This is a genomic window from Clostridium grantii DSM 8605, assembly GCF_900129965.1.
Taxonomy (GTDB): domain Bacteria; phylum Bacillota; class Clostridia; order Clostridiales; family Clostridiaceae; genus Clostridium_AF; species Clostridium_AF grantii.
This window is the reverse complement of record NZ_FQXM01000038.1, coordinates 1-21,729: the sequence shown is the minus strand read 5'-3', so window position 1 is coordinate 21,729 and position 21,729 is coordinate 1. Positions and strand designations below refer to the sequence as shown.

At 30.3% G+C, this 21,729-nt stretch carries 24 protein-coding genes and 2 pseudogenes; 10 read left to right on the top strand and 16 right to left on the bottom strand.

The genetic code is table 11. The features are described 5' to 3' along the window. Window positions 1-1,095: 1,095 nt before the first annotated feature. Both BUB83_RS19455 and BUB83_RS19450 read left to right on the top strand, forming a co-directional pair. Entirely contained in the window at window positions 1,096-1,425 is a 330-nt protein-coding gene (locus tag BUB83_RS19455) for a transposase (RefSeq protein ID WP_073340777.1), read from the top strand. Window positions 1,426-1,469: 44 nt separating this feature from the next. Continuing rightward, window positions 1,470-2,273 (top strand): IS3 family transposase, encoded by an 804-nt coding sequence (locus BUB83_RS19450; RefSeq protein ID WP_084133708.1) that lies wholly within the window; start codon window positions 1,470-1,472, stop codon window positions 2,271-2,273. Here BUB83_RS19450 and BUB83_RS22580 read toward each other — a convergent pair. Continuing rightward, window positions 2,254-2,484 carry a hypothetical protein gene (locus BUB83_RS22580; protein WP_073340776.1) on the bottom strand — a complete coding sequence of 77 codons (231 nt, stop codon included), beginning with the start codon at window positions 2,482-2,484 and terminating at the stop codon, window positions 2,254-2,256. The genes BUB83_RS19450 and BUB83_RS22580 overlap by 20 nt on opposite strands. Before the next feature lie 119 nt (window positions 2,485-2,603). Next, window positions 2,604-2,924, bottom strand: coding sequence for a [Fe-Fe] hydrogenase large subunit C-terminal domain-containing protein (locus BUB83_RS22575; protein ID WP_073340775.1), 321 nt, complete (start codon window positions 2,922-2,924; stop codon window positions 2,604-2,606). A gap of 314 nt (window positions 2,925-3,238) precedes the next feature. On the opposite strand from BUB83_RS22575, the gene BUB83_RS19435 reads away from it, so the two are divergent. Continuing rightward, window positions 3,239-3,487 (top strand): hypothetical protein, encoded by a 249-nt coding sequence (locus tag BUB83_RS19435; protein ID WP_073340774.1) that lies wholly within the window; start codon window positions 3,239-3,241, stop codon window positions 3,485-3,487. Window positions 3,488-3,589: 102 nt separating this feature from the next. On the opposite strand, the gene BUB83_RS19430 is transcribed toward BUB83_RS19435, so the two are convergent. Next, window positions 3,590-4,507 carry a hypothetical protein gene (locus BUB83_RS19430; RefSeq protein WP_073340773.1) on the bottom strand — a complete coding sequence of 306 codons (918 nt, stop codon included), beginning with the start codon at window positions 4,505-4,507 and terminating at the stop codon, window positions 3,590-3,592. 422 nt (window positions 4,508-4,929) lie between these two features. On the opposite strand from BUB83_RS19430, the gene BUB83_RS19425 reads away from it, so the two are divergent. Next, entirely contained in the window at window positions 4,930-6,051 is a 1,122-nt protein-coding gene (locus tag BUB83_RS19425) for a diguanylate cyclase domain-containing protein (RefSeq protein ID WP_073340772.1), read from the top strand. Between the two features lie 123 nt (window positions 6,052-6,174). On the opposite strand, the pseudogene BUB83_RS21740 reads toward BUB83_RS19425, so the two are convergent. Both BUB83_RS21740 and BUB83_RS19420 read right to left on the bottom strand, forming a co-directional pair. Then, window positions 6,175-6,255 (bottom strand): annotated as a pseudogene (locus tag BUB83_RS21740) (IS200/IS605 family transposase); the annotation flags it as partial. A 165-nt stretch (window positions 6,256-6,420) separates the two neighbouring features. Further along, a complete protein-coding gene (locus BUB83_RS19420; RefSeq protein ID WP_341465360.1) occupies window positions 6,421-8,838 on the bottom strand; it encodes a glycoside hydrolase family 3 protein in 2,418 nt (805 codons plus the stop codon). 174 nt (window positions 8,839-9,012) lie between these two features. Between BUB83_RS19420 and BUB83_RS21425 the strand changes: the two genes are divergently transcribed. Next, a complete protein-coding gene (locus tag BUB83_RS21425; RefSeq protein ID WP_084133707.1) occupies window positions 9,013-9,885 on the top strand; it encodes an AraC family transcriptional regulator in 873 nt (290 codons plus the stop codon). Window positions 9,886-9,919: 34 nt separating this feature from the next. Here the strand turns inward: BUB83_RS21425 and BUB83_RS21420 are convergent, their stop codons facing one another. The 3 genes from BUB83_RS21420 to mutT form a co-directional block, all read right to left on the bottom strand. Further along, entirely contained in the window at window positions 9,920-10,102 is a 183-nt protein-coding gene (locus tag BUB83_RS21420; protein WP_084133705.1) for a chorismate mutase family protein, read from the bottom strand. After that, window positions 10,092-10,517 carry a hypothetical protein gene (locus BUB83_RS21415; RefSeq protein WP_084133703.1) on the bottom strand — a complete coding sequence of 142 codons (426 nt, stop codon included), beginning with the start codon at window positions 10,515-10,517 and terminating at the stop codon, window positions 10,092-10,094. The genes BUB83_RS21420 and BUB83_RS21415 overlap by 11 nt, the downstream gene beginning before the upstream one ends. 269 nt (window positions 10,518-10,786) lie before the next feature. Beyond that, complete coding sequence (gene mutT / locus BUB83_RS19400; RefSeq protein WP_073340771.1) at window positions 10,787-11,173, bottom strand: 8-oxo-dGTP diphosphatase MutT; 387 nt, start codon at window positions 11,171-11,173, stop codon at window positions 10,787-10,789. Window positions 11,174-11,838: 665 nt separating this feature from the next. Here mutT and BUB83_RS19395 point away from each other — a divergent pair. The 3 genes from BUB83_RS19395 to BUB83_RS19385 are packed head-to-tail and all read left to right on the top strand — an operon-like array spanning window position 11,839 to window position 15,004. After that, window positions 11,839-12,366 carry a DUF4358 domain-containing protein gene (locus BUB83_RS19395; RefSeq protein WP_073340770.1) on the top strand — a complete coding sequence of 176 codons (528 nt, stop codon included), beginning with the start codon at window positions 11,839-11,841 and terminating at the stop codon, window positions 12,364-12,366. A 59-nt stretch (window positions 12,367-12,425) separates the two neighbouring features. Next, window positions 12,426-13,847 carry an MBOAT family O-acyltransferase gene (locus BUB83_RS19390; protein WP_073340769.1) on the top strand — a complete coding sequence of 474 codons (1,422 nt, stop codon included), beginning with the start codon at window positions 12,426-12,428 and terminating at the stop codon, window positions 13,845-13,847. Window positions 13,848-13,870: 23 nt separating this feature from the next. Continuing rightward, on the top strand, window positions 13,871-15,004 hold the full coding sequence (locus BUB83_RS19385; RefSeq protein WP_242950723.1) for a DHHW family protein: 1,134 nt from the start codon (window positions 13,871-13,873) through the stop codon (window positions 15,002-15,004). Between the two features lie 52 nt (window positions 15,005-15,056). Here the strand turns inward: BUB83_RS19385 and BUB83_RS19380 are convergent, their stop codons facing one another. Next, window positions 15,057-15,365: a hypothetical protein gene (locus BUB83_RS19380; RefSeq protein ID WP_073340767.1), complete on the bottom strand. Its 309-nt coding sequence runs from the start codon at window positions 15,363-15,365 to the stop codon at window positions 15,057-15,059. A 210-nt stretch (window positions 15,366-15,575) separates the two neighbouring features. Here BUB83_RS19380 and BUB83_RS19375 point away from each other — a divergent pair, with 210 nt between their 5' ends. Then, the gene (locus tag BUB83_RS19375; RefSeq protein ID WP_278336948.1) at window positions 15,576-16,082 is read left to right on the top strand and encodes a glycosyltransferase; all 507 of its coding nucleotides are present in this window, start codon (window positions 15,576-15,578) and stop codon (window positions 16,080-16,082) included. 189 nt (window positions 16,083-16,271) lie between these two features. Here BUB83_RS19375 and BUB83_RS19370 read toward each other — a convergent pair whose 3' ends face one another. From BUB83_RS19370 to BUB83_RS19350, 5 genes are all read right to left on the bottom strand, one after another. Then, window positions 16,272-16,589: a RyR domain-containing protein gene (locus BUB83_RS19370; RefSeq protein ID WP_073340765.1), complete on the bottom strand. Its 318-nt coding sequence runs from the start codon at window positions 16,587-16,589 to the stop codon at window positions 16,272-16,274. 80 nt (window positions 16,590-16,669) lie between these two features. Next, a complete protein-coding gene (locus BUB83_RS22270) occupies window positions 16,670-17,404 on the bottom strand; it encodes a hypothetical protein (RefSeq protein ID WP_073340764.1) in 735 nt (244 codons plus the stop codon). A 175-nt stretch (window positions 17,405-17,579) separates the two neighbouring features. Beyond that, window positions 17,580-17,777, bottom strand: a complete 198-nt coding sequence (locus BUB83_RS22065; protein ID WP_073340763.1) for a hypothetical protein — start codon at window positions 17,775-17,777, stop codon at window positions 17,580-17,582. Window positions 17,778-17,787: 10 nt separating this feature from the next. After that, a complete protein-coding gene (locus BUB83_RS19355) occupies window positions 17,788-18,843 on the bottom strand; it encodes an MBL fold metallo-hydrolase (protein ID WP_159434118.1) in 1,056 nt (351 codons plus the stop codon). 42 nt (window positions 18,844-18,885) lie between these two features. Further along, the gene (locus BUB83_RS19350) at window positions 18,886-19,719 is read right to left on the bottom strand and encodes a type 1 glutamine amidotransferase domain-containing protein (RefSeq protein WP_200801504.1); all 834 of its coding nucleotides are present in this window, start codon (window positions 19,717-19,719) and stop codon (window positions 18,886-18,888) included. 121 nt (window positions 19,720-19,840) lie between these two features. Here BUB83_RS19350 and BUB83_RS19345 point away from each other — a divergent pair, with 121 nt between their 5' ends. After that, complete coding sequence (locus BUB83_RS19345) at window positions 19,841-20,368, top strand: TetR/AcrR family transcriptional regulator (protein WP_073340761.1); 528 nt, start codon at window positions 19,841-19,843, stop codon at window positions 20,366-20,368. A gap of 178 nt (window positions 20,369-20,546) precedes the next feature. On the opposite strand, the gene BUB83_RS19340 is transcribed toward BUB83_RS19345, so the two are convergent. Both BUB83_RS19340 and BUB83_RS19335 read right to left on the bottom strand, forming a co-directional pair. Next, window positions 20,547-21,179 (bottom strand): HD-GYP domain-containing protein, encoded by a 633-nt coding sequence (locus BUB83_RS19340; protein ID WP_242950721.1) that lies wholly within the window; start codon window positions 21,177-21,179, stop codon window positions 20,547-20,549. Between the two features lie 299 nt (window positions 21,180-21,478). Beyond that, window positions 21,479-21,729, bottom strand: a pseudogene (locus tag BUB83_RS19335) (hypothetical protein); the annotation flags it as partial.

Here is a 21,729-nt window from a genome sequence, read left to right as displayed (position 1 = left end):
CATTTTATATTATTTACAAACTAATTCGATTTTATACGTATGTACGTTCTTATTCTTTTTAAATATCTCAAATAGCAACAAAAACTGTTGATAAATATGGACAGGATATAATTAGGATTACCACCTGTTATACATTGCTCACTTTCTTGGCGCTCCTACTTGCTTTTTGCAATAAAAATCCACTCCTTTATTGCTACGCCAATATTTTTCAACTATATAAATGATTCTTTATATATTATTCTTGAGATCTTGTACTTGGAAAAATTTACACCTCACAGGTGCTTGCAAAAAATTCCTGTATTAGAGAGAAAGGAATTTTTTGTTTGCTATCTATAATCATTACTTTTTTCAAAGTAGAATTCTCCACATATATACTTGTCTCCAAATGCTACTAACTATGTAAAAGCTGGTTTTACTGGTTTAAACCACTGACCTGTTTCTGCTCTACCCAAATTATCTGGTTGAAGATATAAAGAATATGGTGTTGCAGTTACCTGTAAAAAACTACTGTTAACTAATTATGAATGGAGTGAATGATTTGTTTTGCTTCAATTTGTTAATCAGTACCGGTGCACATAGCAAGGAGGCTTTGCCGACGAACTTACTTACAAAAACTGGAACAGTTTTTGTTGCTTGAAACGTACGAGTTCTGCTTACTTCCCCTGAGGTTCTAGATAAACCTGGATGGTTTGGCATGCTCCTGTTTATGTAAAATTTTGAATTTATAGTTCTTGGCTAGATTTTGAATTTTTGGTATACTAAAAAATACTTGGCCCTGATACCACTAATCAAGGACAAGTATTTTAAAAGATTGTTTCTGTCGAGTACCACTGACTCAAGGTTCACAATCAACTATTCTTTTGTTATTACATAAACTCTGATTTTTGAATACTAGCTTGAGAATAAAATCTTACTTGTTTTAAAATACTTTCAATCCTTATCTTTTCACTTGTACTAATACTATTACTAGTCATATATTTAGATCTCTTTTTGTTATATATAAATTTTTCTTTAATAAATTCTCTTAAGCCCCTAAAACAACTTAGACAATTACATTTATATTTATTATAATATAGAAAGTGATTGGAGGTAACTATGAAAACTACAAGATATACAAAAGAATTAAAAGAAGAAATAATAAGAGAGGTTAAGGAAGTAGGGAATGTCTCTTTAGTTTCAAGAAGACATGGAATTTCAAAATCAATTATATTCACTTGGATTAGCAAATCAAAAAACAAGGATGAGATTAAAGTAAAGCCTGGTAGAAAAGCTTTAATTGAGGGAGAAAAAGAGCTAGAGAAAGAATTAACAGAAATAACACAACAAAATGATACACTTAAAAAGTTATTGGGGGAAAAGGATTTAGAAATATCATTCCTACGAGATTTAATAAAAAAAGCAAACCCTCAATTAAAGATAAGATAGACATAGCTAAATTTTATATAGACCAGGGGTATAATGCAAGTTTTGTGTTAAAGATTGTTAAATTAGCAAGATCAACATATTACTATAACTTAAGTGTTGAAGGTAAAGAGAAAGTTAAACAGAAAGGTGGTAAACCAAGGGGTTACTCACTAGACAAAAATAATAAAAAGATATGTGACGAAGAGATTAGAGAATATATTTTAGAATCTATAGATGGTGATGCTATAAATTATGGTTATAGAAAAATAACTTATCATTTAAGGAAACACTATAACCTTACAATCAATCATAAGAAGGTTTATAGGCTATGTAAGGAAATGGACATACTTAAAGATCAAAGAGTTATAAAGCCTAAAATAAAGAGAACCCTGGCAGCTAATAGAATAATAACTGGTTCAAACCAACTGTGGGAAATAGATATAAAGTATGGATATATCCATGGCGAAGATAAATTCTTTTATTTGCTAAATTTGATAGACATTTTTGATAGAAGTATTATAGATTATCATATGGGTCTACACTGTGAAGCAAAAGATGCTACAGCCTTAATAAGGAAATGTTTAATAAGAAGAAATCTATTTGATTCTGGAGCAGAAAAACCTGTAATAAGAACAGATAATGGACCACAGTTTGTGAGCTATAGATTTAAAGAATACTGTGAAGAACTTGGCCTAGAGCATGAAAGAATACCAGTAAAAACACCTAATAAGAATGCACATGTAGAGTCATTCCATAGAATTATTGAAGACGAGTGCTTTAAAAATAATGAATTTGAAAATTATGCGAAAGCATACGAATTTGTCAACGATTTCATGGAGTTTTATAACCCTACTGAACCCCTCTTATAATTGCAATAATTTTATCCTTTTCTATTCTCTCAATGCAAGTTCCCGTTCCAATATTACATCCATGTTCACAATTAAGTATATCCACAAGTAATGGTACAGTTCTTCCATTGTTTACGTTTTCGCTATAATTGTTTAAATAGTTAAAAGCATGTTCTTCTTCTATTTTCCTTACCCATGCTCCCTTGATTTTTTCTTCTACATTTTCTTTCAAACCACCTTGTCTACTATAAAGGCATCCTAAACTACATCCTATATCTTCAAATTCCTGCTCTTCATAACTAGATATGTTTATTTTTCTTTTTTATATATACTCTTCTATTTTTATAAATGTTACATTATATTATATATATCCATTTGTATTTGGATCATTAATCTCAATTTACCTATGCATGGTGACAAAAATGCAATCTCATCTCTTACATCTGCATATTTTCTTAAATAAATTGCTGTACACATCATTGGGCTATGAATTGGTGATAATTTGCTTATTATTTCTCGACTATATTTTTCTATGTAATTAACTATGGCAGGGCATGGCTGTGCTATGACTGTTTTTAATCCATTATCTTTTATTGCTTTTAAATATGCCCATGTAGTTATATCTGCCCCAAATGAAACGTCATATATTATATTTACTCCTGACGATTTCAAAAATCCAGATACTTTTTTATAGTTTTTGAAATTAACTCTAATTAATTTATACGTATGGTTTATCTATATAAATAGTGTTTTTTAATTAACTATATAAAGCTGAAATATTCAATAACAAAGCATGAATATTCATTTTTTTATTATCCATATGACTCTATATTATATTATTTAAATCAAATATTTCTATCATATAGGGATATCTCTATAAATGAGTAATTTATAAACCAATAAACTTCAAAATAATTATATAGGTATCCCAGTATAACTTAAGTTTCACAATGGGTTCCCTATAGTTGAAAGGGATGAATAATCAAATGACTTCAAAGGAAAGAGTAAGAAAATCTTTTAATCTCATAAGCCCTGATAGGGTGCCTGCAAACTTTGAATGTGTACCAAGTGTAATGAAAACTATTTTTCAGCCGGAAAATTATAAATGGCCAGACCCAGATTGGTTTGATTATGAATCCATAAAATATCAATGTGACCGTCATAAAAACAAAGCTATAATTATTGGCCATGAAGGACCTTTTCAAATTGCTACAAATTGTGGAACTATTGGTTAAAAGGATTTGTGTGTAAAAAAGATATAAATATTAGCTACTTTCATAGACTTAGGAGCTACCGTCATTTAATATGACGGAGCTCCTAAATTCATAAAAACAAATTTATCCAGTAATAATTAAATTATAAATTATAAAATAAAAACACACTACAAAACCTATAGCAGCCCTAAATCTACCCTTATCAGAAAATATACATCTCAATGCATTATAGCACCCAATAAATGAGACAATATAAACACTAACAATATTATTTAACAAAACTAAAACCAAAAATCCACATACTAATGAAATATTAGCTCTTGCATTATCAATCTTATTTTCACTTTCTTCTCGAGAAGTAAATTTTTCTTTCAAACTAGTTTTCAATATATTATTAAATTCATAAATATTGTCTTTTGCACCTAAACTAAACTTGCACAAATCAAATTGAAATTTATTTACTTCCTCATTTTCCATATTAATTGAAATTTTGTATCCTGATTTACATTCTCTAACATACTCTATATCTTCCAATGGTGAAAGTTTATGCATTGTAATCTCATTTTTTTCAAACAATTTTAGATTTAAATTGTTTCCATCTAAATTAAAGGAAAGAGTTGTCCTATTTTTAATATATCCAAAAATTCTTTTCAACGCCCTTATTTTTATAGCTAAAATTATTATTAATAAATAAATAATTACATATATTAATGATAAGATAAATATAACTTTCTTACTTGAAGCATTATCAACTAACAGATTGCTTAAAGTAATAAAAAATGTAATATTTAAAGCGAAGCTTAAATAGGTTCTACCTACATCTGACTTTAAAATTCCTCTTCCTTTTAAACTTTGTTTTAAACTATAGTAGAATATATCCGCATCAATAATTTTACCAGTATTCATAATCATTTCTACCTCTGATTGTTCATCTTGTTTCCTTTTTTTAATTATAAATTTTCTTATCATTATAAATATATTGCTAATAACTGCAATAATACTCGTGACCATTATTGATGTTTCAAATGCCCCATTATCCATCATTCAATCTCCTCAACCTTAAATTATTAACTACATTATTATAGGGATGCTATTGTGAAACTTAATTTATAGTTGAAGTAGTTTGTCTCTAAAACTTACGTTTTTAGAATCCAGATACCATAAATTAGTTTCTTTTCTTTAACCAATAATTATTTTATCTCAGAAGTTCTGCAACTTGTTCTAAATATAAACTTAACCACCTTTTTCAAAAGATTTTTTGTCACCTTACATTTTATTATTTTATCTTAAATTATACCATATTTATACTGTTTTATTCTTTTTTAGTTTAAAAATATTATTTTGTTCCCTCACTAAATACATTTGCATAAATTTAGCATCAAATCAATTTTATTTTTCTTAGTACTCCATAAAAAATAATGTTATAATTAAAGTAAAACTGGGATACCTATAAAGGAGCTATTATGGAAAATAAAGATATTATAGAAATGTATAACCACAATTTACATAAGGAGCTTATTTCAATGGGAAGAATCGCATCAGTTACTTCTTTCATTCTTATGCCTTTATTCTATTTTAAAGATATTTTTATGACCCAATATGCTCATTCCACTTTTTTTTGGAGACTATTGCCAATAGTTGTTTCAATTTTATTTATTTTACTATCTTTTTCAAAATATCATAACTCCTATAGAATCATTAAATATGCATACTTAGCAATTCTATACAGCGTCTTAATAATGATGTTTGGATTATTCTATATAAACTATGGTACTAAAAATGGTCGCTTTAATAGTTTTTTGATAGCAGGATTAATAACCTCTTTATTGATCATTCAGATATTTTCTTCTCCAGTGAGAAAGTATATTATTAGTTTTTCTATAGCAGTCATTTTATTCTTCATCGCCACATTCACACTAAAAGGTGGTGATTTATTTATCATTTCAAATTTATTAAATCCAGTAGCTACTGTTGTGTTGATATCAGTTTTCTCTTATATAAATGAAAAAAAGAGTTTCAGTGAATTTAAATCTAAAGTTCTTCTAGAATTAAGCGAAAGAGAACTTATAAATGAGATGGAGTATAGAAAATCTTTGGAAAATCAGCTAAAAAATGAAGTATTACATGACCCACTAACAACAATTTATAACAAAAAAGCTGCTGAAAAAATACTTACAAAAAAGATTGAACAATTTAACAAGGAAAATCGTATATTTTCTTTAGTATTTGTTGATCTTGATGATTTAAAAACCATCAATGATAATAAAGGCCATGATGCAGGTGATAAATATATTATATCTTTCACGGAGATGGTTACTGACTTTCTAGGTAAAAATAAGTATATGTTTCGAGTAGGTGGTGATGAGTTCTTAATATTCTTCGAAGACAAAGAATTGGATGCGACGAATAATATAATGGAACTAATTACTGATATCTGCTTATCCAAAAATATTAAATTTAGTTATGGCACCTCTTTTTCAAATAGTAGTAAGCTTGTAACCTTATATGCAATAATTAGAGAAGCAGATATAAAAATGTATAATCAAAAAAGAAGAAAAAAACAATTAGATAAACCTGAAATTTAAATTATTTTTATTTTATCGGTTTCCCTATTAGCAAAACAAATGATTCACTCCGTTCATAATTTGTTAACGTTCCTGGGGTATGTTAACAAAATTGTAGTTTTGTTTACAATTTTGTTTTCCTTTTATTTGTCTTCTATACTTTGGTGCAAAAACTATGTGATATTTACAATTGCACTTACTATGTGCTAAACTACTATTATCCATTTTGGATATACCTCCTTTGTTGGTTGTGGTCGGCAAACCTACTTCCATTTTACATCGGAGGTTTTATTTTTTCTACTCATAGCTATAAGCTTTTTAGAACCACAGGTATAACCTGTAGTATTCAATATACAAAAATAAAGAAGGTGATTAAAAATCACCTTCTTGCTAATCAATTTTCAAAATCAATTGAAGTATACGTTTGGCGCATATTTCCATGTCTTTTCTTGAAATAGCACCTTTATTTTGAGCTTCTAACAAACGTTTAGGAAAACCTGTGCCCATTTTAGCATCATTACCAGCTAAGGTTTCTTTATAGTGCTCACCATAAGTCCACCAGTCTGTTGTCACCATACCTTTAAAGCCCCATTCTTCTCTTAAAATATCTTCTAAAAGTTCTTTATTCTCAGAAGCTCTATGTCCATTAATAATATTATAGGAAGACATAATACACCATGGATCTGATTCTTTTACAATCATTTCAAAAGCTTTTAAATAAATCTCTCTAGCAGCACGTTCGGATACTCTTGAATCACTATTTTTTCTATTTATCTCTTTGTTGTTTAAAGCAAAATGTTTTACTGTGGCTGCTATATTTTGTGACTGAATTCCCTTAACCATAGCAGATGCTAATTTCCCTGTTACATAAGGATCTTCTGAATAATATTCAAAGTTACGGCCACAAAGAGGACTTCTGTGTATATTAACAGCTGGAGTTAGCCAAATACCTATATTGTTTTCCTTTACTTCCTTAGCTCCTGCTTCTCCTACTTTATATACAATTTCTTCATTCCAAGTACAAGCTAACAAGGTACTACAAGGCCAAGCGGTTGTATTGACACCACATTCAGACTGTATACGTAGTCCAGCAGGACCATCAGCAGTCATTACACTAGGAATACCGTATTCAGGAAGATTGCCAAATCCAAAGGTATTAGCCACTCCAGTATTAGGTTGCCCTCCTAATAAGTGAGCAATTTCTTCATCAGATAATTGAGCCATAAATTCATTTAATGTGATTTTACCTTTTTCTACATCTAACAAGGTATTGATTTTTGATGATTTATCCCATAAGCGATAATTCTTTCTTTCACGAGTGGCCGGAGCAATACCTTCAATTTCTTCTTCTGTTAAGTTATCAAATATATTAGTATTTGGATCATTTGCTTCTGTAAGTTCAAGCTGTTCCAAGGTACCATCAGCAAGTAATCTTTCCTTAAGAGAAGAAGGAGCTATTTTTTCACTTAACTGAGAAATGACTCTATTTTCAGTTACCTTATATATTAATTCAACTTGTTCTACATTTCTAACAGAATTTCCTAAAAACAACAGATAATCACCTACTTCAAGAACATAAGCTGATTTCTTAACTTTACCAAGGTCATCATAAGATGCCATGGCGCTAATCTCAAATTGAAGTGTTAATAATTGTGTTTCTCCACTTTTTAGTAATCTTGTTTTCTTAAAAGCAACAAGACTTTTTTCAGCTTTTCCAAGAAGTCCTTGTGGGGCAGATAAGTATACTTGAATAGTTTCCTTACCCTCCATATCCCCTGTATTTGTTACATTTACAGAAATAGTTATTGTATCCTTATCTTCATTAGCTGATACAATAGACCATGAAAACTTTGTATAGGATAAGCCAAAACCAAAGGGATAATTAACTTTATCCTTAGCATTGGGAATTGTTTCAAAATATCTGTAGCCCACATAAATATCATCTGTATAATCAACGTAATCTTTTGATTCATGAAAATTATAGGTTGAAGGGTAATCTTCCAATTGTTTTGCAAAAGTGTCAACTAGTTTTCCAGAAGGGTTATCCAATCCACATATAAGTTCTGCAGCCGCAAGTCCACCTTCCATACCCCCTTGCCATGCCATAAGAACAGATTGAATATTAGAATCATGAACAAACCAGCTTGTATCAACCATTCCACCAACATTCATCACAACAATAACTTTTGAAAAATTAGTTTTAACAGCATTGACCATATTTATTTCTGCTTCACTAAGATAAAAGTCACCGCGCTCAAATAGTTGACCAGATTTTTTGATAAGCTCTTGCTCATAACTTTGGAAAGTTTTATCTTTATCAAGGGTACTTATTCTATCCCAACCTTCTCCAGAAAATCTACAAATACTAATAATTGCAGTATCTGTATAAGCCTTAGCTTTAAGCAATAACTCTTCTGGTACTGCAGGTTCAATAGTTAATCCCGGTTCTCTACCTTTAGCGTATTGATGAACAATATTTTTATGATAAAATTCAGATAGTTCTTCAAACACACTAATTTGATTTTTCAAAGATTTCATTCCATTATATAAATTAATAGTATATTCAACGGTGACGTCGCCGCTTCCTCCACCACCTTTAACATAATCAAAACTACCCTTGCCAAACAAAGCAACTTTGGTACCTTTATCTAATGGCAGTATATTTTCTTTATTCTTCAACAGAACCATACCCTCTTTAGCAGCAGTTCTGGATAAATCTCTATGGATTTTTGATGCTGTTACTCTCTGTCCATTTTCTCCAATAGGCAAATTTGGCTGATAGTTAATTCGTTGCCATTTATTCATCATAATGTTCGCCTCCTATAAATTAATGTTACATTAATACTACTTTTATATTATTCTTTTGTTTAATTAAATACAATGTCATTACTGACTAAAACCTAAGTCGATATTGACTTTTTTTATTAATTATGTTATTTTCAAATAAATTAGCTGAGTAACATAACAGGAAAGGATTAAAACATGAAACCAACACATGAAATAATAACTACCAATAGTAATCTACCTGTTTGTTTTAGATTTTATCACTCATCTAACCAACTTATATCTAGTCACTGGCATAGCCATTTAGAGATACTTTATATTTATAAGGGCGCAATGCATATAGCTAGAAATGACAAAGAATATGAACTTTATCAAAAGGATTTATTTATCGTTAATTCAGGATTTATTCATTTCACTAAATGTATAGGAAATGTAGAAGCAATATTACTTCAAATACCTTATGACTTACTAAATCAATCTCTTCCTAATTTCAGCACCATACAATTTGAAGAGTATTATTCACATAAAAAATATAAAAATCACCTAGCTTTTCAGGAAATGGTTCAAAACTTACTCACCATGAACAATCTTAACAATGAAAAGAAAACTGGTTATCAATTCCTTTTTAATAGTAATCTCCATCTTTTTCTACATAAACTTTATACTAATTTTACACTTTCCAAAAACGAAATAATAAAACCTACCACTGATAAATACCGTGAACGACTACAAATCATTATAGATTATGTGAATAAGCATTATATGGAGCCAATAGCTTTAGCTACAGTTGCTTCATTAGTTGCACTGAACCCAGAATACTTTTGTCGCTCTTTTAAGAAAAATATGGGCTTTACCTTTGTTGAATATGTGAATCTAGTTAGACTGATTCATATTTATAACGATATTCTAGGTACAAATGATAGTATCATTCAAATCCAAGAACGTCATGGTTTTACAAATTATAAGGTCTTCAACCGGATGTTTAAAGAAACTTACGGTTGTACACCATCTAAACTTAGAAAAGATAGACATTTGCAAAATTCAAACTTTGAAAAAATAAGAAGCCTCTAAAAGATTTAGAGGCTTCTTATTGAAAATATTATTTTTAACCAGCATTTGTTTCATTGTTTTTATTAAATTCCTTCAATTCTATTTTTATAAAATGACTTATCATTTCACCATATAAAACTTCTACCATATCTGGATTTGCCCCACATTCTCCAGCTTTTTTGCGAATTTTAGAAATAACTGCTTCAACACAGTTTGGTGCTTTTACACTAGTCCTCAAAATCATCTTCTGTTATCAACACTGCCGGAACATACTCACATTCAGGAACCATCCGTTTTATGATTTGAAAACATTCCTTAAACTCATCTCCTGGCAGAAAGAATATCTCCTTGAATTTAGTTTTATCAGAATAAGTAATAATGAATTCTATCCCACCTATATCTGTGCAGAAAATATCTTTGTCATGATTTACAATTACAGGTATGACATCAATTAAATCAGCATAAAGCTTTTCAAATACTGGACTGTTAGTTTTGTAAGACCACTTCCTTGAAGGATTTATATCTGTTTCAAATATAGGATGATATTCGTATGCTATGCTCTCCTTGGTCACAGTAACCTTGTCAGAGTAAGACTCCTCGGCACAGCAATATCCTGACGTACCGTTGATTACTATTTTTGAAATTTCAGTCATAATCACACCTCTTTCTATTTAACTGTGATAATAAATCATCTATTTTATCAAACTTACCTCTTCTTAAACAAACTTATATCTATAATTATACACTAATTAAAAATTAGTTTCATCCACTATTTATGCCATCCATCTTCAATTCATAATACTTCATATACTTTACCATTAACAAAAGTTGAAGCATCTGTTTTACCGGTATATTTTACCTTCATCATAGCCACCTTGTCTTTCTTCATTATAAGTTTTGTTTTGAAATATCATGAAATAATTTACTGAACTTCCCCCTTCAATTTTTGAACTAATGGAATATCCGCTGGTGCAAAATCAAATGACTCTATTTCATTAATACTTACCCACTTAACTTCGTCGTGAACCGATAATTTAATATCTCCATTTACTATTTCAGCAAAATAAGCTAACAGTTTTATTTCCCCATTTGGATAAGTATAAATGCTTTCATCAAAGAACTTTCCTACTTGAATTTCTAAATCTAATTCTTCTTGAATTTCTCTTTTTAAGCACTTCTGCGGAGTTTCATCAGCTTCTATTTTCCCACCTGGAAATTCCCACTTGCCTGCCAACTTTTCATTTTGTCCTCTTTGAGCTATTAAAATTAAATTGTTTTTTATAATAATTGCTGCTGTTACTTTCTTCATAATATCCACCTTTAGAATATAAAAATTGGGCATGCTTTATATAAAAGCATACCTATATTATACCACATATCGACCTTATGTCACTTTACTAATAAATTGCATAATTACCGTAATTATAATAAAACGATTAACTTTTATGAATTACACACAGAATTGTATCTATCCTTAGGTAACTAAGTTAAATGATATTTTTGAACTGTAATAGAGATTATCCGTTGCATTGTAAATTTTTAAAGGGCATATGTTACCTTTCAAAACAGAAACAAAGTTAACAATTTTTGTTGCTAATGGTGAAGCTTTATTCGAACATTCTATATTATAAAAGTATACTATCACCACAGAATGGAATTAACTTATATCGTGGGTGCACTCATGGTTGCATTTATTTGGCTAGCAAGTGGGTCAAACAAGTTGTCCAACTAAAGTGACAGGTGCTTCCGGATTATCAAACCATAGAAGAAGTGAATATTGTCGGAGATTTATCAGCACCTGTGCTTTTGTGTTGTAATTCACAGAGATTAGAAGGTGATGGTAGAACTTAGGAGTTAAGCGTACAAGTGCTGTTAGAAATATTAATGAATTTTTTTTATTTATTTTTGAACTTTTCTAATTGCCATACGTATATATATATGTGACAAAAAAAATAAACTAAAAGGAGACTTATAATGAAGAAAAATTTAATTGTAGTAGCAGTAATCGTATCAATTTTTGCATTAATAGGATGTAGTAAAAAAACACCGGAGGTAAATGTTTCTGTAAATGATATTATGAAAGATATAAAAGTACAGATAGCTGAGGATATGAAAAATGGTGGTGTGCCGGAAGAAGATTTTAAAGATGGACAATTACCAATGTATATGGAAATGGATTTAACCTCTGAAACTCCAAATCCGCTTAGTGAAATGATAAATAAAGATGATATAGAAGAAGGTATTGCCCTTCAACCTATGATGAACGTTAAATCAGATATGATAGTAGTTTTGAAAGCAAAGGATATTTCTAAGGTAGAAAGTTTAAAAACTTCATTACAGAGCATAAAAGAGCAACAAAATCAAATATGGGAAAGATATCTACCAGATCAATATGAAAAAGTAAAAAATAATATAATTCTATCAAATGGAAAGTACTTAATATACATAACATATGATGATGTAGAAAAAATTCAAACTGCTTATGAGAATGCATTAAAATAATAAAAAGGCACAGGAATGTGCCTTTTCTTCAACCATATTACTAAGTAAGGAGCAATACCATGGTTTTTAGTAGCTTAATATTTTTGTTTATATTTTTGCCTAGTACATTATTTGTATATATAATTGCACCTAAAAAGATGAAAAATATAGTGTTATTAATAGCTAGTTTGATTTTTTATGCATGGGGAGAACCCATTTATATAGTTTTAATGATTTTTTCCTCAGTAGTGGATTATATACATGGTTTGCTAATTGAAAAATTCAGACAAAATCATAATAAAGCTAGGCTTGTTGTTCTATCATCAGTGATTATAAATTTAAGTTTATTATTTTTCTTTAAATATTCAGATTTTATAATTAATAATATTAATTTCTTATTTTCCACAGATTTTCTATCACCTAACTTACCATTACCTATTGGGATTTCATTTTATACCTTTCAAACTATGTCCTACACTATTGATGTGTACCGCAAAAAGGTACCCGTACAAAAGAATCCTATTGCTTTAGCTACATATGTTACATTATTTCCACAATTAATTGCAGGCCCTATTGTTAGATACGAAACAGTTGCAGCGCAAATCAATGCCAGAGAAGAAACTTTCGAAAAATTTAGTGAAGGAATAAAGCGTTTTATAATTGGTCTGGGAAAAAAAGTATTATTTGCTAATAATATTGGACTATTGTGGATGGAAATACAGAATACTCCCTTATCAGATTTAACAGTGTTTACTAGTTGGTTAGGAATAATAGCTTTCGCATTTCAAATTTATTTTGATTTTAGTGGATACTCAGATATGGCAATAGGTTTAGGAAAAATGTTTGGGTTTGATTTTTTGGAAAATTTCAATTACCCCTATGTATCTAAAAGCATAACAGAGTTCTGGAGAAGGTGGCATATATCACTTGGATCTTGGTTTAAGGATTATGTGTACATTCCGCTTGGTGGAAGCAAAGGAAGTAAGATAAAAATGTATAGAAATTTGTTTGTGGTGTGGTTATTAACAGGCATTTGGCATGGAGCTGAATGGAACTTCCTTATTTGGGGATTGTATTTTGGAATTATAATAGCTATTGAAAAACTGGCTTTATTAAAAATATTAGAGAATGCATGGAGCCCAGTTAAACATGCTTACACTATTTTTCTACTGATTATTGGGTGGCTAATATTTGTAAGTGATAATTTGTACATGGGAATATTGTACTTAAAAGTAATGTTGGGGTTTAAAAATACAATTTTATTTGATTCACAATTTTTATATTATATATACAATTATGGTATTATATTGATTATATTAATTGTAGCATCAACACCATTTTTCAAAAACAAACACAGAAAATTAGTAAAAACTTTAAATAAAAGACACTTATTTCTTTATGAGAATTTAGTTATGCCTATTCTGTACTTTACAGTATTTTTTATTTCAATTTCTTATTTGGTGGATTCAACCTATAATCCATTTTTATATTTTAGATTTTAAGTATTACATAAAGGATGGTTCATGTGAATAAAATATCTGATAAAATAATTACAATAGTTTTTATGCTCTTTTTAATAATTATAAATATTTTAAATATAATCATACCTGATAGATATTTTTCTCAAGTTGAAAATCGCATACTTGCACAAGTACCCAAATTTAGTTTAAATAATATGATTTCTGGTAGATTCACCAACAAGTTTGAGGAATATATTACAGATCAATTTCCTTTGAGAGATTTTTGGGTATCAGTTAAAAGTGATGTTGAAAGATTCACATTAAAAACTTTTAATAACGGAATTTATTTTGGGGAAGATGGATATTTATTAGAAGATTATAAAAGAACAAATGAGCAACTGTTAAGCAATATAAACAGTATAAATACATTTTCAAAGGCAATGCCAAATATAAAAACATATTTTTTATTGGCCCCTAATTCAGTAAAGATATATGAAGATAAATTACCTTTGTTTGCTAGTCCCTATAATCAATCAAAAACTTTAGAAAAAGTAGAAGCGCAACTAAATGCAAATGTGAATTTTATTAATGTTTATGCTGAAATGGTAAATAAAAAAAATGAATATATTTATTTCAAGACAGACCACCATTGGACTATGCGAGGGGCATACTATGCATACAAGGAATTATGCAATAAACTAAACCTTAAGGCATATAGTATTAATGACTTTAATTCAATAATAATAGATAAATCTTTTTATGGAACCTTTTACTCAAAAGCTAGCAACAGACACATATTACCTGATTCAATTGAAATATTTACTCCCAAGATCAAAAATAAATACAAGATAGAATATATAGATACCGGCAAATCATCAGATTCATTTTATGAATATAGTCATTTAAATAAAAAAGATAAGTACTCAATATTTCTTGATGGGAACCATGCACTAACCACCATCACAACAAATATTAAAAACGAAAAAAGATTAGTGATTTTTAAAGATTCATATGCACACAGTCTAATTCCATTTTTAGCAAATCATTATGAAGAAATTCATATAATTGATTTAAGGTATTATAAATTAAATATTTACGATTATATAAAACAGAATAATATAAATGAAGCGTTATTTTTATACAATATCAGTAGTTTTTCTAAGGATGAAAGTATTAAATACTTGGAACTTTTGTTTTGAGTCTGGTGAGCAAAACAAATTATTCACTCTGTTCATAATTTGTTAACGTCCCCTAGGGTATGTTAACAAAATTGTGGTTTTGTTTACAATTTTGTTTTGCTCTCATCTTTATAGTAAATGCTGGATCTCCTGTTTCACTTAATAATACTGAATAATACTTGCTATTTATTTCATATATATTAATTAAGTTTTCAACAACATCAAGAGGCTTTATGTCACTTGAGCCTTCAACTGCAATTTCAACAGAGGGCAAGTGTTCCACTCCCGGCATAATATCTTCTTCAATTTGCTCTAGCACATCATAAACATCAGTAAAATAAGCGTAAAAGGTAGATCTATTATATCCTACATTTCCAGTCATATTGTTGATTGAATAACTTAATTAATTTTAATATACTATAACTATACAACAAGCTATATAAACAATAAAAAATTAATTAATAAAGGAGAACTCTATGATAACAAATTGATTTAAACCTTTTAAATATTGATCCAAAACTATTAGAAGCTGCTGGTTCAGCTGATAACCCTTTAAAAATGATACTTGCTTTTAACAAAATGAAGAATTACGGTGTTTATACAACCACTGCCAATTTACATAGGTTTTGGCAGTATGTCCATGATGAATAATCACCACAAAATTGGTGGAATTGTTATAGAAGCTTTGAAAAAAAGTGGGAAAAGAGGAATCATATCTGGTTTTGGTAAACCAAATAATTTGACAAATAATATTTTTGCAGTTGACAGTATTCCTCATACATGGTTATTTAAACATGTTGCAGCTGTTTGTCACCATGGTGGAGCTGGAACCTCTGCTGCAGGTTTTAGTGCGGGAGTGCCAAGCATTATTATCCCTTTTTCTAATGATCAATTTGCATGGGCACACCGTTCCTATGAACTAGGCATTGGGGTGAAACCATTATATATGAAAGACCTAAATGTTGATGATCTGGCAGAACGTATTGCCTTAGCCTATGATCCAAACTTACAGAAAAAAGCTAAGGAAATAGGTGAAAAAATTCAAGCAGAACAAGGTGCTAAAGAATGCGCCAATATTATTATTGACATCCTTCCTTAATGTTTATCAATATAGTCTTGTAATTGCTCATGCCACAGAATAGTATCATATATCTGTGGTTCTGTTATTTCACCCATCAAAAGGTCAATCAAATATCTTAATAAATGAGTATGTTTGCATATATGTGGTTTTAGATTTATAGTTAATAGTTTTTAACAATGGTAGAAAATTTAGTTATAAACGCTACTGTTATTCTATCTCACAATGACATAAAAATTTTAATCGTTCTATTTTAAAATTGGAATCTGCCAGTATTTCTGGCCATGATTTAACATTTTCATAAATTTTGTTTTTATTTTCACTACATAAGTTATCCCAAGTCACTAATGATGGATGTATTTTTTTCTCTTCATCTAAGTTTTCTCCATATTTCCAACCTGCTTCCTTTTTTTCAAGAGACCAGCGTTTATGTTCATATTCCGCTAAAATTTCTATTTCCTTTTCAGAAAAGGTTATTACCTCAGGTTTTTCAATTACAGAGAAAATATCATAATTTATCTTGTGCAAAGCATTTGGTATATGTCTTACTTCATCCCTATAGGAGTTTTTTAACTCCTCGCTTATCTGCTCCCAAGATTTTTCGCATTCTAAATTTGATAAATGGCACCTTCAAGTCCAAAAGGTACAATAAGATGACGGCACTTTGCAAGAAAAGCTAACTTTGGATTATTGTTCATTTGCCAAACAAAGTCTAATGCCGTTCTCTCCCATGAAAGTCCCTTGCTTATATTAACTCCTTTTGAACGTAAATCATCCCCATTGATTATTACTATAGTGTTTTTAATATGATATTCTTCAATATGCTTCCAAAGATCATTTGCGCAATTGTAATTATTTGTTTTATATATAATTATTGGTGAACTTTTCTTTGATTTTAAAGCCTGGGGCCAAAACTCTTCATTTGAATTAAACCCATTATTCTCATCATCTATTATAACTAAATCAGCCATTTCATCATCATTAATAATAGGAAATAGCCTAGGCGTCTCTGAAATAGGCGATGTGAATCCCAAGTATTCATTGATACGGTATACTTCCTTTTTGTTTTTTCCATAATATTTTATGGGAAACATTTTCACCTCTACTGTAGAGCGAAGCGCTTCTAGCTCTGACCCTTTTATGTCTGCCGAAATAATACTTTGCCCTGTGGACAAAGCAACAAATTTTGACAACAGTAGTGCTCCTCCAATTACTAAGCTATTATGATATTTAGGATAATTTCTCCAACTAAAACCATTTGTATCTTTGTTTATAGTTCTCCATTGTAATGAATTTATACAAATATCTCCTGCCACCACAATATTTATTTTTTTACTATTCATATCTATAATTCTCCTCTTGTACTTGCATTACTTTCTATGACAAATTCCTTAACTATTATTTTAAGAAAAACTCCTTTATATAATGGTGATGTCTTTTTTATCCTAAGTTGTTTCCACAAAGGTGCTAATTCTTTGTCCCCTTTGAAGTTTAGGGGTGGTTTATGTATAAGGGGGACTAAACCCCCTTGTCATCAGTTGACTCTTTTCGCTTAAATCCAAGAACCAGTATTCCCCAAACTAAGAAGATAAACTCTACTACCGTTGATACAATAATCTCTGGGGTTATGGTCCCGTCAATCATAGGACTAATACGACTGAGAATCAGCAGGAAAAATACTACCAGTACCGCCTTAATATACGTGGATTTACTCATTCAATCCCTCCTAGTTCAATAATTCAATGATTTTAATCTCATCTGAGTTACTTGGTAATTTGATCATAGTACCATCATTTGCAAGATATATACCTCCATTGAACACATCTTTTGCTTCCTTTATAAAACCATTTTTAAGGATCTTTAATGGAACTGGAGGTAAGAAATGTGTAATCAAAAGCTGATCAACTCCCGCATCTCTAGCAATCATCGCTGCCTGTTCTGGTGAAATATGATAGTCTTGGATATCCTGAGCTACTTGACCCAAATTTGAGTCGCTATCAGCAGATGCTTCTGAAACAATTTTTGAATATTTCATACTTAGAGCTTCACATACAAACAAGTCTGCACCCATAGTATGTTCAATTAAACTCTCTAAATAAATGGTATCACCTGAAATAACAACACTTCTATCTTTATAATTCACACGATAACCTACTGCAGGAAATACGGGTTTATGATCTACATTAAATGCAATTACTTCTACATCACCAGACTTATAAACTACCTCACTGTTTGTCAGTTCGTCTCCTAAATCAAATTCAAATACATTGCCACCAAATGATGAACTAGGCATGATTTCCTCACCATGATGATCTATTCTATAACCTTTATCAAGTTCATATGCTATTTCAAATCCTTCAACTACCTGGTCCAAACCTATTGGCCCATAAATTGGTAGTGCTTCTGTTACTGTTTCAGATGCCCAACGTTTCAGCATCAGCTCTCCAATATCTCCGATATGATCTGAATGATAGTGAGTTAAAAAGAGAGCATCCGCTGACCCTGTTCCAATGCCTGACATTTCCAACTTCAGTGTACTACCAGGACCTGCATCAAATAAAAGAGTTTGGTCTCCAGCTAAAACTACTGTTTGAGAACCTACTCTATTAATATCAGGCAATGGTGCACCTGTTCCTGTTGTTATCACATATAATCCATCATCTTCAAAAGTGTCTTTACGGTGGTTTCTTGTAATCCCTTGTTGGATAATAAACTTTATCAGAGAATCTGGTGGATTCCTAAATACTACTACAGCAAATAGTGATAAAATTAGGACCAACACGAGAACTATTGCTAACCATTTATGATTCTTAATAAATTTCATCTAATCAACCTTTCCATCAAGTAGTCTTAACAATGTCTGCGCTGTCTCTCCAGAAGAATTCTGGTTTTGTCCAGTAACAATATTACCATCAACCACAACCAAAGTAGCAAAGAAATCTCTAAAGGCTTCATTCTTCTGATAATCAGCGCCAAGTTTTCTAAGCTCTGTTTCAGGATGCATAGGTGTTGCTGTAATTCTCAACTCCTCAACCTGCTTATCAGAAACAGCTGTTATCTGCCTGCCTTCCACAAGTGGTGTTCCATCTACATCTTTTGCCTTTAGAAATCCTAAAGCGCCATGACAAACAGAACCCATTAGAATACCATCTGCATTCGCTTTAGTAAGCTTCTCTCCTAATACTTCACTGTAACCAAGATCATAAGACGCCCCCCAGCCTCCAGCCATATAAATGATGTCATATTCAGTAAAATCAACATCACGAATTTTTATTGAATTTTTTGTTTTTTCTTCAGCTTCTTTATCTTTGAGATATCGATTGTCTGCATTTGTTGCAAGAGGATATTTTAAACTTATTGGTTCAAAGGGTATTTCTCCACCTTCAATACTAGCAACATCAACGGTCATTCCTGCATCAAGAAACTCATAATAAGGTATATTAATTTCTGAACCATAAACACCTGTGGCCCTTCCACTATCACCTAAGGTGTCATGATTGGTTGCAATTACTAATGCTTTTTTACCTTTTAAGTCATACTCAGTTCTCTCGTAGTCCGGGTGAAACCCTAAACTCTTTATAATTATTGGTAATAAAATTAGTATTAGTAGAATGACTGCACTTATAATTCCACCTGCAATTAATAAATTTTTTTTCAAGTTCATCATCTCCTTTTAAAATTCACTTTACACTGTAACATTTTCTGATTTTAGTATATAATAGACATGAACCTATGACAATAGATATGGTGTATCTTTTACAATATGGGAGGTATGTAACATGAAACGAGAACAACAGATAAAAGCCTCAAAAGAAATGATCTTAAATGGCCTATTGAAGTTAATTAAAGAGAAACCAATTGACTCTATTACTATGACCGAAGTATCTGAGGTGGCAGACATAACAAGAATGACATTATATCGACATTTTAAGACAAAGGAAGATATACTTTTATACGCTTTTGACAAGAACCTTGATAAATTTACAGAAGAAATCAAAGGTAAATTACAACCAACAATCTATGACATCATGCTCTTTAGATTCAGGGTATTAAAGGAATCACCTTATTCAGCTATTCTTGTTGAGAATAATTACATGAAAAAACTGTTTGAAGTTGTAAGAAAAAAAACACTAGATATGAATAAGTTCGAAATGTCACGTCGGTTTATACATGATGAACTCACCTTTAACTTTATTGGTGGTGGTATTGACGCTGTAACAGAAAAATGGATTCGTGACGGGATGTCCCCTTCATACGAAGAAATGGCAGAGAAAGTTTGTCGTCTCATAATGAAGATTGGGATATAAGATTATATTTTTGATTAGGCTAATTGAAAACAGTAGACTTTAATTTGGTGTACATCCTTCTTTATACTTCATCAATAACAATCTAGGAGAGAAAAACTTCTCTCCTGTTATCAAATTTCATTGGTTCACCAGAAGGATTAGGTAGTAGTTTAGCAAGTAAAACAGCATCATGCACATGTTACTGCACTGCTGTAAAACATTCTGCCATAATTCTTTCCCAATTTTTATCTACACATTTAATTATTTCAGGATCAAACATTTTCCCTTCATTTTTTAATATTTCTATGCGGCATTCATTAACTGTCAATGGTTCTCTATAAGGCCTTTTAGATGTCATTGCATCTATGGAGTCACATATTGCGATTATTCTTGATCCTAAAGGAATATCTTCAGCACATAACCTACTTGGATACCCTTCTCCATCCCATCTTTCATGATGATGCAAAACTATCTTAGCTATATTATTTAATCTTCTTGATTTAAACAAAATATCATACCCTATTTGGGGATGTGTTCTTATAGTATTCCATTCACTAGAATTTAATGGCGTAGTTTTATTTAAAATTATGTCTGGAACTCCAATTTTTCCGATATCATGCATATGAGCTGCCATGTGAATATCCTCTAAACTTTGTCTCCGTATACCTAGCAGTTTAGCTACATAATAAGTCATGTCTGCTACTCTCTGTGAATGCCCTTTTGTATAATTATCTTTAGCTTCTAGTGCTGCTATCAAACTATCAATAATATCATGATACACTTCATTTTTTTTCCAATTAAATATATTCTCGCTAATCATATTTTTAATCATAATTGTTCCTCCCTAAAGCTTTAAAAGTAACCCTATTATAGCTTACCATAATTGATAATGATTTTCATTATTTTTTAAAGTAAATCTGTTAAATATTTATTTTATCAAAACTAACCCCACTCTCAACACCATGAAATGCTCTTGAAATACAATTTTCTCTTAAAAAACTGTAGTCTTTTTTCTGTTAAAGATGATGTCATACCTGCTGAAGAAACTGTAAATACTTCTTCTTTAAAAAACCTTGTAGATTGTCAAGCAAAATTGACCCCCATTTACGTTGAATTTTGACCCCCCATGGATCAAATTACAACTAAATTATATCCATCAATTTTAAGATTATTTGCTTTAACAATAAAACACCTAGAAGCATGATCAATGGATACATATTTGTTTAATTCCATAATTCTATCTTTAATAAGGTCTTTGACCATTTCATCAAAATCTAAATTAGGGGAAGCCTCCGTAGAGGCATTAATTCTATTCTTAACAGTCCTTGCAGGTATTTGATTATCAAGTTCTTCTAAACTCATGAATTCTGCCGTATCAGAGG